This window comes from Billgrantia sulfidoxydans (assembly GCF_017868775.1).
GTDB lineage: Bacteria > Pseudomonadota > Gammaproteobacteria > Pseudomonadales > Halomonadaceae > Halomonas > Halomonas sulfidoxydans.
Genome location: NZ_CP053381.1, coordinates 1,729,454 through 1,743,853, shown reverse-complemented (window position 1 = coordinate 1,743,853; position 14,400 = coordinate 1,729,454). Strand labels below are relative to the sequence as shown.

Genomic DNA, 14,400 nt, shown 5'->3' with positions numbered 1-14,400 from the left:
TACGCAACATCAAGGACGGCCAACCCTGGCCGTCCACTCGGCGACAGCTGCAGGAGGCACGTGATGAGTGACACCAGGTCCAGAACGATCACCCTGACGGTACCCGGCATGGGCAGCGACCACTGCGCCGGCATCGTGCGCAAGACCCTCGAGCGCCTCGATGGCGTGAGCGAGATCCAGACCAATATCGCCAACCATCATGTCAGCGTGACGGTCGAGGAAGGCGGACCCGACGGCAACACCCTGAAGGGAGCCGTCGAGGGTGCCGGCTATGACGTGGCCGCCGTCAGCGGTGGTGGCCAGCAGCAGATTCGCCTGACGGTGCCCGGCATGGGCTCGGACCACTGCGCCGGCATCGTGCGCAAGACGCTCGAACGCCTCGATGGCGTGGGCGAGATCCAGACCAATATCGCCAGCCACCGCGTCAGTGTGACCATCGAGGCCGGTGGCCCCGATGGTGAGGCGCTGAAGCGCGCCGTCGAGGGGGCCGGCTATGACGTGGCCGCCGTGCAGACCGAGGAGCAGGAGGCGGGCGACGGCGACGCCGAGATCGAGGAGGCCTATCTTTCCCAGGCCCGCAAGCGGCTGATCATCGCTGCGGTACCCACCACCCTGATCATGCTGCTGATGATGCCGCACATGTTCTGGCAGCCGATTCCCGGCTACCTGGCCATCATCGCCGTGCTGGCCTTCCCGGTGGTGTTTCTCTATGGCGGTATCGCCACCCACAAGTCGACCTGGCGCTCGCTGAAGAACGGCACCTTCAACATGGACGTGCTGATCTCCATGGGCAGCCTGCCGCCCTACTTGATCGGCCTAGTCGGCTTCGTCTACCCCATGACCTCATTCATCGAGATGGCCGCCACCATCATGACCTTCCACCTGCTGGGCCGTTACCTGGAGGCACTCGCCAAGGGACGCGCCTCCCAGGCCATCCGCCGCCTGATGACCCTGGGTGCCAAGACAGCACGCGTCGAGCGCGATGGCGAGGAAGTCGAGGTGGCGGTGAAGGAGCTGGCCCCGGGCGACATCATGGTCGTGCGCCCCGGCGACAAGGTCCCCACCGACGGCGAGGTGGTCGAGGGCGAGAGCCACCTCGACGAGTCCATCGCCACCGGCGAATCGATCCCGGTCTACAAGAGCCCCGGCGACAGCGTGATCGGCGCCACCATCAACAAGGAGGGACGCTTGCGGGTCAAGGCGACCCGCGTCGGCGGCGATACCTTCCTCTCCCAAGTGGTGCGGCTGATCGACCAGGCTCAGGGCTCGCGGGTACCGATCCAGGAATTCGCCGATCGCATGACCGGCCGCTTCGTACCGGCGGTGCTGGCCATCGCCCTGGCCAGCCTGGTGGCCTGGGCACTGTTCCCGGATGCCCTGCGACCGATACTCGACTGGGGTGCGACCTTCCTGCCCTGGGTGAACCCCGAGGCCGCCACGCCGGTGCTGGCGATTCTCGCCGCCATCGCCGTGCTGGTCATCGCCTGTCCCTGCGCCCTGGGCCTGGCCACCCCCACGGCGCTGATGGTCGGCTCCGGCATCGGTGCTGAGCGTGGCATCCTGATCCGTTCCGGCGAAGCGATCCAGACCTTCAAGGACGTCAAGGTGATGGTGCTCGACAAGACCGGCACCATCACCCGCGGCGAACCAAAACTCACCGAGGCCATCGCCGCCGAAGGCGTCGACGAAAACCGCCTGCTGACCCTGGCGGCGAGCGTGGAGAACGCCTCGGAGCACCCTATCGCCCGAGCCATCGTCGACGGTGCCCGGGAGCGTGATGTGAAACCCGGCGAGGTCAGCGAGTTCCGTTCCACCGGTGCGCGCGGTGTCTCGGGCAAGGTTGGCGACGAAGTGGTGCTGATCGGCAATCGCCGGTTGCTGGAAGAGGAAGGCGTGACCGGCCTCGAGGCCCTGGATGACGCCATGGGCGAGCTCGAGGGCAAGGGCCGCACCGTGGTAATCGTCGCTGCCGACGGCCAGGCACTCGGCCTAGTGGCCGTGGCCGACACCCTCAAGCAGGAGTCGGTGGAGGCCATCCGCGGCATGCATGATCTCGGTCTGCACGTGGTGATGATCACCGGCGACAACGAACGCGCCGCCCGCGCCGTAGCTGAAGAGGTGGGCATCGACGAGGTCCAGGCCGGTGTGCTGCCGGAAGGCAAGGTTGATGCCATCCGCGCGCTGCAGGAACAACACGGCAACCACGTGGCCATGGTCGGCGACGGCATCAACGACGCCGCGGCACTGAAGCAGGCCAACGTGGGCATCGCCATCGGTGCCGGGGCCGACGTGGCCATCGAGGCGGCGGACGTGACCCTGGTACGCGGCGAGCTCACCGCCGTGGTGGACGCCATGCACCTCTCGCGAGCCACCTTCGCCAAGATCGTCCAGAACCTGATCTGGGCCAGCGCCTATAACGTGGCCGCCATCCCCATCGCCTCCATAGGCCTGTTGCACCCGATGATCGGCGTCATCGCCATGACCACCAGCTCCCTCTCGGTGATCGGCAACTCGCTGCTGCTCAAGCGGCGTTACGCCCGTGAGCAGCCCCGCGGAGAGCCTTCCACTGCCACCCCATCGGCCCAAGCCAAAGGCGACCGCGCATGAAACGACCAGAGTCCACCAAGACCCCCTCGGGAGAGGCCGAATCACAGAAAGAGCCGCCTTCCCCTGCCGGGGCACTCCATAAATGGATGATGACCGCCTGCGTGGTGCTGATGGGAGGCGCCGTGCTGCTGGTCATGTGGCGCGGGCAATCACTGAGCAGCGTCGCCTGGCTGCTGCTGCCCCTGGCCCTCTGTCTCGGCATGCACTTTCTGATGCACCGTCATGTCGGGCATGATCAGCGCGACCGAGATGAATAGCAGATATAAAAAAAACAGGACAATCGGCATCGGTGCCAGACACGCAATGCCGATGCCGTTCTGGTACGTTACTTTAGGAACAGTCAGGACAGATGTTATGCCGAGGGTAGCGATCAGGCAGCTATAACAGATCCAGACATCATTTTCTTACAGATCGTCCATCCTCCCAGTCTGCCGAACAAGGCGCATCGCTTCGTGCTGTTCCAGTTCAAGAAGGGATTCAAGCAACTCCCTTGCTTCAGGAATCTCCGCCTTGCCCACCAAGGTACGATAAAGATCCGTCACTTGATCATGGAAATCAAAAATCTCCCGGCAGATCTCATTAAAACCCAGCGCGGCATAGGGGGCATCACAGGTCCGATGCGTCCGGATCGGCTTGTGCTCCAGATAATCATACACATAGGTATTCAATGCTTTGGGATCCGCTCGATTTTTTAACTCACCAACAACATACTCCATCTCATGCTCATGAGCTGCCAGATAATTAAGAAGCATCTTGGCACGCTCTTCTTCATTATGATCGGCACAGTGAGAGAGACAACATGCCAAATGCTCATGAAGCTGCCGCGTCCAGTCAATCAGGTCACCAAAGGTCCGTATCTCCATGATCCCTACCCTTCAACATCAATGTGAATGAGTTCTGTCGTCTAAACTTGAGACTCCTTTGCGAGAGATAAAGAGTCGCTCGACAATCAAGATTGCCACCATCACAACGAGAGCAACAATTAACACTAAATAATCTGTCGTAGCCTTGACCCAAAGGAAGCCTACCAACACGGCTACATCCAAGAGTATAGCAATCACTAGCACCGCTGCGCTTGCACCAACTTCCTTACGCAGATGACGCAATACCCCCCAATGAATACCTATATCCATAATCAAATAGAAAATGATTCCAAGCGCAGCGATACGACTGAGGTCAAAGAATGCCGTTAAGATCAAGCCAAGCACGACCGTATAGACCAAGGTATGCTTCTGGATACTGCCTGGCATATGAAAGTGGCGATGTGGCACCAGCTTCATTTCCGTCAGCATTGCCAACATGCGTGAGACCGCAAATATACTGGCAATGATACCACCCGCGGTGGCCAGCATGGCGAGAATGACGGTGAACCAGACGGCGGCCTCCCCCAGCGCAGGACGGGCAGCAGCCGCCAACGAATAATCTTTCGTTTCGATTATCTCGCTCAGCGACAGATTACTGGCGACAGCGAAGCCCACCAGCGCATAGATCACCACACACAGGGCGATCGAGATCATGATCGCCCTGCCGACGTTGCGATGGGGATCTTTTATCTCTGAACCACTATTGGTGATCGTCGTGAACCCCTTGAAGGCCAGGATCCCCAACGCGGTTGCTCCTAGAAAGCCTGACAGAGATCCCTCGGGCGTCGACGCCGAGGTTTCCATGCCGACCGAGTCGGCGATGATGACACCGACGACCCCGAACAAGATGATCCCACCAATTTTTATGAACCCGAGTACTGACGCAACACCCTGAATCAGCTTGTTGGCGGAGAGGTTTAGTAAAAACGCAGATATCAGCAGCGCAACACCCAATAAGGGGACAAGCAGTGACCTATCCCCAAAATCGAAAAGCTCTAGCGTGTAGGACCCAAAGGTTCTCGCCAAAAAGCTTTGTGCTATCACCATGGAGAAATACATTAAAAGCGCATGGAAAGCGGTGGTCAGAGTTGGTCCATAAGCCTTGCTGAGGTACATGCCAATACCACCAGCTGACGGATAGGCATTGGACATTTTCACGTAGGAATAAGCACTGAAAGAGACGATTAGTGCCGCTGACAAGAAGGCTAACGGGAAAAGCACTCCCGTCATCTCGGCCATCTGTCCCGTCAAAGCAAAAATACCAGCGCCAATCATGACCCCGGTCCCTAAGGCAATCGCACCGACCAGCGAGAGGCTATTCTGCTTGTACTGTGGCGTTCTATCCATTGACTGCATCATCTCTCTCATGGGTGAATGAAACCAGACCCTACCGAAAGGAAAGCCCTCTTGACATTCTGAGACTCGCCCAATGACGAATAGTAGCGCGTAATTCAACACGACAGAATCAAAGTGTAGAACCTATGTGCAACCCAATAGTCAAATATTTTCTTTGGATACAACCTCCGAACCTAGCCGATGACGACGCGCCATCCACAGTATCAGCGGTGGCAAGATCAACCATTGGAGTAACGGCGAGAGGCCGGTGCCCAACCACGGCACACGGGGCATTAGCGGTGCATACTCCCACCGTTGACTGAATAACGTAGCGTGCCACTCCATCGCCACCGTGATACCGACGCCCACCAGCACGAAGCCCAGGCACTCCTTGGCCCCATAGCCCCGAAGCCAGTCACGACGTCGATGCCATACGGCCACCGACCAATACGCCATCAACGTGATCAATACATCGCCAAGGGCTGCCTGGGTACAAGCCTGCACAGCTTCCCAATGTGGCATCACAGGCATGCCCGCATACAACGGAACCTGAAGAAACTCCCAGGGAAGATTCAGCAGAAAGGCAAAGAGCGCTACATGAAGTTCCGGCGCCGAGCGGAGTAAGCGTAGCTTCATGCAGTGTTCACCTCAAGGCTAGCCCATGCGCGGTTATGACTACCATTCAATGGCAGCTCCAAGGCTCCTTCTTGGCGTTGTCCTTCACATTCTGATCGACAAAGCGATAATGCTCCTCCTTGAAGCGGTTCCACCAACCACGACTGATTTCGACCGCATATTTGTCGAGAATATCTTCGACGCAGTCGAGGCAGAGACGTGAGGCATCATAGGCCAGGTGAAGCTTTCGTTTCTTCTCATCGAACGAAACACTGTCTAGCCCGTATAGCTCATCAATATCTGCAACAGCCGCTTTCACCGCATCCAGATCGCTGGAATCAAGCTTTAAGTGTCGGTTCACCAAGGTCGTTTCAGAAACTCCCAACCGATGCTCTCTGTGTGCCATGAGAATTCTCCTCGTACTGTAATATCGTTAACGTTCTTCCAATATTATCGACATACCTCATATCACTTGTCTTGCTTATCGGTCCGATGTAGCAACCATGGTTCGCTGACTACGACATGCAGTGGTGACCAGGAACGCACCTGCTGCCAACATTGGTACCGTCAACAACTGTCCCATAGTGAGCCAATCAAAGGCGATGAAGCCCAATTGAGGATCGGGTAAGCGCACAAACTCCACGATGAAACGGAAGGTGCCATACAGAAGCAGGAATAGACCCGAGATAAGCCCTTGAGTTTGCGGTTTCCGTGACACCCACCACAACACGACAAACAGCACCACACCCTCCAGGACAAACTCGTAGAGTGCTGATGGATGTCGGGGTTCAGGCCCCAAGCCCAGCATGGGAGGGAAGATCATCGCCCAGGGCACTTCGCTGGCCCTCCCCGGCAACTCGTGATTGATGAAGTTGCCCAGACGCCCTGCCCCCAGACCGATCGGCACCAGCGGGGCGATGAAATCGGTCAGCTGAAGGTAGGCCAGGCGGTGACGGCGAGCGAACAGCCACGCGGCGATCAGTACGCCGGCCAGGCCCCCATGGAAACTCATGCCCCCTTCCCAGACCATGAACAGCCACAAGGGGTTGGTCAGGAGCTGATCGAGCCCATAGAACAACACGAAGCCCAGGCGGCCGCCGATGATGACGCCCAGAGCGCCATAGAAGATCAGGTCACCGATATCATCGTGGGTCAGGCCGAGGCGGTGCGCTCGCCGCCGCCCCAGCCACCATGCGGCCGTCAGCCCCACCACGTACATTAGGCCATACCAATGTAGCTGTACCGGTCCGAGGGAGAATGCCACTGGATCGATCTGTGGGTACGCAATCATGGCAATTTCCTCGCGACCTTCAAGCTTCTATGAACCGTTCGACGCTACGCCAGCGGGTTAGCGAATAGCCAAGCGTGCTCTCTTATCTACCAGCATAGCCTCATGGCCTGAATACAAGCTGAATCTTGACTCACGAAGTGAAAATTCAACCCAACACCAGGGGGGCATCGCTGGAGTGCCTCACATCAAGTACCACTGACGATTCGTTTTAGGCTGGGTGCTCTCGAGATACGGCATTCGAGTATCTAGAATGTGCCACCCAGCCTAGTCGATCCTGACGTTATGAATGGTTCACATGGCGGCATTTCCACAGATAGTAGACACAAGGCAATACCAGAAGCGTCAGTATCACCGCGCTCAACATACCGCCCACCATCGGGGCCGCAATGCGGCTGACTATTTCGGACCCCGTGCCGGAGCTGTACATCAGCGGCAGAAGACCGGCAATCGTCGAGACCGACGTCATCATTACCGGTCTCACCCTCAGGGCAGCACCGTGCAGCACGGCGTGGCGAAGTGTCTCACGACGGGGTTCTACTCCCTTGTGTTGACAGCGCTCGGTCATCTGCTGATAGGCCTGGTTGAGATAAACGAGCATGATCACTCCGATCTCGACTGCCACCCCGGCCAAAGCGATAAATCCCACTCCCACGGCCACGGAGAAGTTATAGCCCAGCAGATACATCAGCCAGATGGCCCCTACCATGGCCAGTGGTAGCGTGCCCATGATGATGGCTACCTCACTGAAGCGCTTGAAGCTCATGTAGAGCAGGATCACGATGATGGCCAACGTGAAAGGCACCACATAGCTCAGCTTCTCCTTGGCACGCAGCATGTATTCATATTGCCCGGACCACGTCACCGAATATCCGGTGGGTAGCTCGAGCTCCTCCGCCACGACATCCATGGCGCGCTGCACGTAGGTGCCGACATCCACACCCTCGATATCCACGAAGGTCCAACCGTTAGGGCGTGCGTTTTCGCTCTTGATCGCCGGTGGACCGTCCTCCACGTAGATGTCCGCCACGTCTGCTAGCGCGATACGCTGCCCATTGGCGGTGACGATCGGCAGCTCGGCCAGCCGCTCGGGGGAGTCCCGGTAATCCTGTGGGTAGCGCAGGTTGACCGGGTAGCGCTCCAATCCCTCGATGGTCTGAGTAATGTTCTGACCACCGATAGCGGTCGCCACCACTTGTTGCACGTCGGCAATGTTCAGGCCATAGCGCGCCGCCTGAGCGCGGTTGATATCAACCTTGATATAGCGACCTCCGGCCACCCGCTCGGAATAGACCGAAGCGGTACCAGGAACATCGCTAAGGATCGTCTCCAGCTGCTGTCCGATGGACTGAATCTGCTTGAGATCTTCTCCGCCCACCTTGATGCCCACCGGCGTCTTGATCCCGGTCGCCAGCATATCGATGCGCGTCGAAATCGGCATCACCCAGGCATTGGATACCCCCGGTATCCGCACCAGGCTGTCGAGTTCCTTCTTGAGCTTGTCGGTGGTCATCCCCTCTCGCCACTCTTCCCGCGGTTTGAGCTGAATGAATGTTTCGATCATGGTCAGCGGCGCAGGGTCGGTAGCCGTGTCGGCCCGTCCGATCTTGCCAAACACCGTGTCCACCTCCGGTACGCTGGCAATCAGTTTATCGGTCTGCTGAAGGAGCTCCCGCGCCTTGCCGATCGACAGCCCTGGATAAGTGGTCGGCATGTACATCAAGTCCCCTTCATCCAGGGGTGGAATAAACTCGCTGCCAATCTTGCTGACCGGCCAGAAACCTACCAGGGTTATCGCTAGCACCAGGGCGATGGTCGTCTTTGGGAATCTCAATACCGCCTTGAGTACCGGCATGTAGACCCCGACCAGCAGTCGATTGACCGGATTCTTGTGCTCAGGAAGTACGCGGCCGCGGATGAAATAGCCCATCAGCACCGGAACCAAGGTGACCGCCAGCCCGGCACTGGCTGCCATGGCATAGGTCTTGGTGAAGGCCAAGGGTGAAAACATTCGCCCCTCTTGGGCCTCGAGGGTAAAGACAGGAACAAAGCTGACAGTGATGATCAGCAAGCTGAAGAAAAGAGCCGGTCCCACTTCCACCGCCGAGTCGGCCACCACCTTCCAGCGGTTCTCACGCGTCAACGGTGTACGCTCCATGTGCTTGTGCAAATTCTCGATCAATACGACGGCGCCATCGATCATGGCACCGATCGCTATGGCGATACCCGCAAGCGACATGATGTTGGCGTTGATGCCCTGCCAGTTCATGATGATGAAGGCAGTGAGAATGCCCATCGGCAAGCTGATCATCGCCACTAACGCAGAGCGCAGATGGAACAGGAAGAGCACGCATACCAAGGCTACGATGGCTAACTCCTCGAGCAAGCCACGCAGCAGGTTGTCTACCGCCTTTTCGATCAAGCCTGAACGGTCATAGACCGTCACGACCTCCACCCCCTCCGGCAGGCTGGACTGGAGCTGCTCAAGCTTGGCCTTGACCCCATCGATCGTCTTCTGGGCATTCTCTCCTGTGCGCATGACGACGATGCCGCCGACGGTCTCACCTTCCCCGTTCAGTTCGGCAATGCCACGACGCATCTGGGGCCCCATCCCGATGTCGGCGACATCCTTGAGCAGCAGAGGCGTTCCATTGTCATCCACACCCAGCGGGATACTGGCAAGATCCTCACGACTCTGGATATAACCAGTGGCGCGCACCATGTACTCGGCTTCGGCCATCTCGACGACCGAGGCGCCAACTTCCTGGTTGGCCCGCTGTATAGCGGTCTGGATGTGAGCCAGGGGAATGTCGAAGGCACGCAGTTTCTCCGGATCTACCACGACCTGGTATTGCTTGACCATGCCGCCAAGCGCCGCGACTTCAGAGACGCCCGACACGGTCTGAAGCTCATACTTCAGGAACCAGTCCTGCAAGCTCCGCAACTCACTGAGATCATGTTGGCCAGTCTTGTCGATGAGGGCGTAGAGATAGACCCACCCCACGCCAGTGGCATCAGGGCCAAGCTGTGGGCGCGCACTGTCCGGCAGCGTAGGCGCCACCTGAGAAAGATACTCCAGCACACGAGAGCGTGCCCAGTAGGGATCGGTATCCTCATCAAAGATCACGTAGACGTAGGAGTCACCGAAGAAGGAGTATCCGCGTACCGTTGCCGCCCCGGGAACCGACAGCATGGCCGTGGTGAGCGGGTAGGTGACTTGATCTTCGACGACCTGCGGAGCCTGGCCCGGGTAGTTGGTCTTGATGATCACCTGCACATCTGACAAGTCCGGTAGAGCATCAATCGGGGTATTCTTGACTGAATAGATTCCCGCCCCCGCCAGAATCACGGCAGCAAGAAGCACGAGAAAACGGTTGCTTATTGACCAACGGATCAACGCAGGAATCATTACTTGCTCTCCCCAGTTGCATGGCCTTGATGGCTCATCACGTCTTGCTGGCCGCGTTCCGCATTACTGGTTTCTCCGTGATCCATGCCCTCATCGCTGGGTGCTTTGGTCTTCACATCATCAACATGCACACCGCGTAGAGCGAACTTGTCTTCCGCAATCCGTTCGAGTTCGGCATGGATGTCCATACCGTCTTTCAGCTGTTCAAGGCTAACCGTATCAGCAACCTGGAAATCCATGCTCATGGCCGGCCAGTTCCACGCCGCGATGGGGGCATGGGATAGCGTCACCATGCCATGATCCGGCATGACATCTTCGATGCGTGCCGGCACCCATACGGTCTCAACAAGGGAATTCTCATCGGCCTCTTCAGCACTGTCACTATGCTCCATTCGTCGAAAGTCTGATGTTCGACTTGACTCGGAATCCAGAAGGAACTGAGCCGACGTAACGATGCGATCGCCCTCCTCAAGGCCCGATAATATCTCGACGGTTTCCCAACCCACGCGCCCGACGTCGACTTCGATCGATTTGAATTTTCCATCACCCAATGCAAGAACGACACGCGACTGGCTTCCGGTGCGAATCAAGGCCTCACGGGGTATTTGCAATGCCTCAGTCGTCGTATCGGACATAATGGTCAGCTGAGAAAACATTCCAGGTTTTAGCGCCAGGTCATCGTTAGCGAAACGCACCCTTACACGAGCCGTACGCGTCTCACTATCAATACTTGGATATATATAGTCCACCACCCCTGTCCACTCCCGTTCGGGTAGATAGTCAAGAGTCATGCGAACCTCATCTCCCTCAGCGATCAACGCTGCCTGGCGCTCAAACACCTCTCCGACAGCCCACACATGATCAAGAACGCCAATACTCATCATGCTCATTCCCGGGCTCACGAACATTCCTTCACGCACTTGCAAGTTGTCCAAAACGCCACTCTGAGGTGCGCGCAAGATGATCGTCTGGCTGACCTGGCGTGTATCCTTGAGACTCTGGATGGCTTCAGTGGGAACTTGTAACGCGCGCAGCCTTTCCAAGGCGGCAGAAATCAGACGTTGGTTGCCGCGGTTCATTGCAAGCAACAATTCTTCCTGTGCATTCACGAGCGTCGGCGAATAGATCGAGTAGAGCGGTTGACCTTGGGTAACGCGATCGCCTTCGGACTTGGCAAATAACTTTTCTATCCACCCCTCGACGCGGGGATGGATATGTACCAGCTTGTCTTCATCGTATTGGACATAGCCAACTGTCCTTACCGTAGTGTCAAAGGTATCCTTTTCGACTGTGCCTGTTTTGACACCAAGATTGTTGACGACATCAGGAGAAATTTTTACTGTGCCAGGAGTATCCCCTTCGTCCTGATCATCATAAACCGGTACGAGGTCCATCCCCATCGGGGATTTCCCAGGCTTGTCTCGCTTATAGTTAGGATCCATCGGCGCCACCCAGTAAAGGGGAGCGCGCTCCCCCCTCTCTTCCACCCCAGTCTCACTACTATCGTTTCCAATAGCAGTTTCTACTGCATTCAGGATGAATGTGTTGCCTCCCAGGACCATACTGCCGGTCACGCCCAGAATGACGCCTAACAATATGACGAAAAAGTACCTACCCATTGGATTCATCGTGATGTCTCTTTTCAGGCTCGATAAGTCGTGAGTTAGCGTGCGGACGTGCCTTGGGACAGCAGGTAGTTGATATCCGAGATCACCTTGAGTCGTTGGGCTTTCAGGCCTATGAGCTCCACACTCGCATTGGTTTCATCAATTCGTGCCCGCACGGCTTCTGCAAAATCACCATCGTCATTGTTATAGGCATTCAGGGAAGCTGCGGCCTGTTCGCTCAGCTCTGGCAACAAGCGATTCCCATACAGTGCAAGCCTTTCATCAAGCCGCGACAACTTAGCCCAATTTGTTTCTAGCCTGGCAATCAGTTCACGTATCAAGCTTTCCCTTTGATATTGCACTGATTCATGGCGAGAGGCAGCCGCCGCCACTCGCTTGTCCTGTCGATTTTCCGTAAAGATAGGCACGTCGAATGTGACGCCGACGGAGAACAAATCCGCTCGGCTCCCACCCATGGGGTCGTCTTCGCGGTAGCCATACTGAGCCGACACACCCCATTCTGGCTTGTACTGCTGCCTCGCTGCATCGACTCCAATTTCCATGGCATCAATCGACTTATCGACTGCCAGCACGGCAGGGTGATACCTCACCCGCTCATACCATGCCTGACGATTGGGACGCTCAACGGCAGTGAAAAGCTTAGGTTCTTCCAATTCCAGCCCGGGGAAATCCGCCACTACCGGCATTATCGCGTCGCTCCCCAGCCATTCAGATAGCTGTCGTTCAACGGCCTCCTGTTGCTGCCTGAGATCGGTCAACCGGTCCTCCAGGCGAGTCAACTCCAACTGAGCACGAATCACATCGTCTTGGCGGGTCATTCCAAAGGCGGACGAATAACTCACCTCGGCGACATCAGCTAGCTGCTCAAACAAGCTACGATCACGCTCTATCCGCTCGATGCTCAGCTGAGCTCGAGTGGCCTCCAGCCAAAGCTGGCTGACCGTAGCCTCGACTCTGGCTTCCCTATCCTGCCGCAACATCGGCTGTTGGGCCGCAATCTGCTGCTTTTGTTGCTTGGCAAGCGCCAGGCTATCTCCTCTGGGAAATTTCTGACTGATTCCTACGCTGAACTGGGTCATACCTTCTTGATTCAAGTCAAAGGTATCAACCGGCAGATTTCCCGCTTTCAATGAAATCTGGGGATCAGGTAGCTGGGCCGATGCAATGGCCTCGTTCTCAAGGGCGGCTTCAGTGGACATACTTCCGGTTAACCAAGGGTCTTGATCAATGGCTATCTGTATCGCTTTTTGCAAACTGTCCGCTTCACTTCCGGCAACAGCAATAGCTGGCATCCAGGCGACACCCAAGACACCGGTGAGTAATAATGCAGCCTTGATCACAGCAGATCTCCACGAAAAGGTTATGCCACACAGCAAAACATCATCATAACTAAATTAAATACTCAGCCATAATACACCATGACTGGAAATCTATTCGGAAAACCAAAATCTTACTGGGACGCTGGTTGGCCAGCATTAGCTGGCCAACCACCGCGCATCACTGAATGTCTACATGCAGACTGTACTGGTGCATATCACTATCACCAAGCCCACCACTATCACCTGATACCATCAGGCGATATTCGCCTTTCTCGAGCTTTTCATCAATCGTGAAGTCTCCATTGAATGAATCTACTTCCGCAATAGTTTTCCCTGAATCATTCATCAACTTTGCCTTCATCCCAAGTGTAAGACTTGATGATCCTGGAAAGTGATCACTGGCAATTTTCACCTCCGAACTTTCGTTTAACGAAAGTGCATATTCATGTGGGAAGCCGCTGGTCAAAATCCCACCAGACGTAATCCCCTCCGTCAGCTGCCTGCCTTGGGATTCAGTATGACCAAAGCTCGCAAATGCCGGAGTAGCAACGATGCTAATAATGGCGGCGGCAAGTGCAAATTTGATTTTCATGTCAACTCTCCATTTCTGTTTGATGACAGGGCTAGACTACCCCTCCTACCTGAACCCAGGCTTAACAGGTAGACTTAAAAACCATGACACAGGTCATAACTGTTCACTTGCATTGCCAACATCATTTGTGGTTCCCCAAAAAATTACCCATGATTGGTCTGTAATAAAAAAGGCCAGCTCAAGGCTGGCCACTATGATGAAAAAAATCTGCCCCGACTACTTCATTCAGTATGCAGTATGAAGCTCATACCGGTTACGATCACTCTCAGCATTGCCTCCCAGTGATGATCCTGACACTTCAATTTGATAACTCCCAGGTTGCAGCTGTCTGTTGAGCTGAAAGTGACCTCGAGGGCTGGATGCTTCCGCTACACGGTTACCGGCATCATCATATAATATCGCTTTGATCTGATTACCCTGACTCGACACTCCCGCAAAGTGTTCACTTGAGACTCTCAGCGTCGTGGGCTGGTCAATCTTAATCTGGAAGCGTTTCGGGTGTCCATTAGCCAGGATCTGTGTAGGAGATACTCCTCTTTCCAAAACCGGCATCTCCTGGACACTGGCTCCCATATTGGCGAGGACAGGCATTGAAAACATGCTTGCCACTGCCATTCCAAAAGTAATTGTCTTGAACTTCATGAGAGGTCTCTCCGTTTTGGTGACACTGTCATGATAGTGGTGCAACTTGAAATAGAGCTGAATATACGTAGGTGAAGGGTAAAAAAAAGGTTCTTCGTCTCT

General features: G+C 56.1%; 12 protein-coding genes. 2 read left to right on the top strand and 10 right to left on the bottom strand.

Annotated elements, in window-relative coordinates; all coding sequences use genetic code 11:
* The first annotated feature begins 63 nt into the window (after positions 1-63).
* Entirely contained in the window at positions 64-2,607 is a 2,544-nt protein-coding gene (locus HNO51_RS08135; protein ID WP_242597225.1) for a heavy metal translocating P-type ATPase, read from the top strand.
* Positions 2,604-2,864 (top strand): DUF2933 domain-containing protein, encoded by a 261-nt coding sequence (locus HNO51_RS08130; protein ID WP_209538906.1) that lies wholly within the window; start codon positions 2,604-2,606, stop codon positions 2,862-2,864. The genes HNO51_RS08135 and HNO51_RS08130 overlap by 4 nt, the downstream gene beginning before the upstream one ends.
* A gap of 147 nt (positions 2,865-3,011) precedes the next feature.
* On the opposite strand, the gene HNO51_RS08125 is transcribed toward HNO51_RS08130, so the two are convergent.
* The 10 genes from HNO51_RS08125 to HNO51_RS08080 form a co-directional block, all read right to left on the bottom strand.
* Entirely contained in the window at positions 3,012-3,470 is a 459-nt protein-coding gene (locus HNO51_RS08125) for an ATPase (protein ID WP_209538905.1), read from the bottom strand.
* Between the two features lie 18 nt (positions 3,471-3,488).
* Positions 3,489-4,829: an APC family permease gene (locus HNO51_RS08120; protein ID WP_209539187.1), complete on the bottom strand. Its 1,341-nt coding sequence runs from the start codon at positions 4,827-4,829 to the stop codon at positions 3,489-3,491.
* A 138-nt stretch (positions 4,830-4,967) separates the two neighbouring features.
* Positions 4,968-5,441: a hypothetical protein gene (locus tag HNO51_RS08115; protein WP_089686935.1), complete on the bottom strand. Its 474-nt coding sequence runs from the start codon at positions 5,439-5,441 to the stop codon at positions 4,968-4,970.
* A gap of 46 nt (positions 5,442-5,487) precedes the next feature.
* Positions 5,488-5,826, bottom strand: coding sequence for a hypothetical protein (locus HNO51_RS08110; RefSeq protein ID WP_089677396.1), 339 nt, complete (start codon positions 5,824-5,826; stop codon positions 5,488-5,490).
* 75 nt (positions 5,827-5,901) lie between these two features.
* Positions 5,902-6,711, bottom strand: coding sequence for a prolipoprotein diacylglyceryl transferase (gene lgt / locus HNO51_RS08105; protein WP_089686930.1), 810 nt, complete (start codon positions 6,709-6,711; stop codon positions 5,902-5,904).
* Positions 6,712-6,991: 280 nt separating this feature from the next.
* A complete protein-coding gene (locus tag HNO51_RS08100; RefSeq protein ID WP_209538904.1) occupies positions 6,992-10,117 on the bottom strand; it encodes an efflux RND transporter permease subunit in 3,126 nt (1,041 codons plus the stop codon).
* Complete coding sequence (locus HNO51_RS08095) at positions 10,117-11,745, bottom strand: efflux RND transporter periplasmic adaptor subunit (RefSeq protein ID WP_209538903.1); 1,629 nt, start codon at positions 11,743-11,745, stop codon at positions 10,117-10,119. Before HNO51_RS08095 ends, HNO51_RS08100 begins: the two co-directional genes overlap by 1 nt.
* 35 nt (positions 11,746-11,780) lie before the next feature.
* Positions 11,781-13,085, bottom strand: coding sequence for a TolC family protein (locus HNO51_RS08090; protein WP_242597224.1), 1,305 nt, complete (start codon positions 13,083-13,085; stop codon positions 11,781-11,783).
* Between the two features lie 157 nt (positions 13,086-13,242).
* Positions 13,243-13,656, bottom strand: coding sequence for a hypothetical protein (locus HNO51_RS08085; protein WP_143004406.1), 414 nt, complete (start codon positions 13,654-13,656; stop codon positions 13,243-13,245).
* A gap of 225 nt (positions 13,657-13,881) precedes the next feature.
* On the bottom strand, positions 13,882-14,298 hold the full coding sequence (locus HNO51_RS08080) for a hypothetical protein (RefSeq protein ID WP_143004405.1): 417 nt from the start codon (positions 14,296-14,298) through the stop codon (positions 13,882-13,884).
* Between the last annotated feature and the right edge of the window lie 102 nt (positions 14,299-14,400).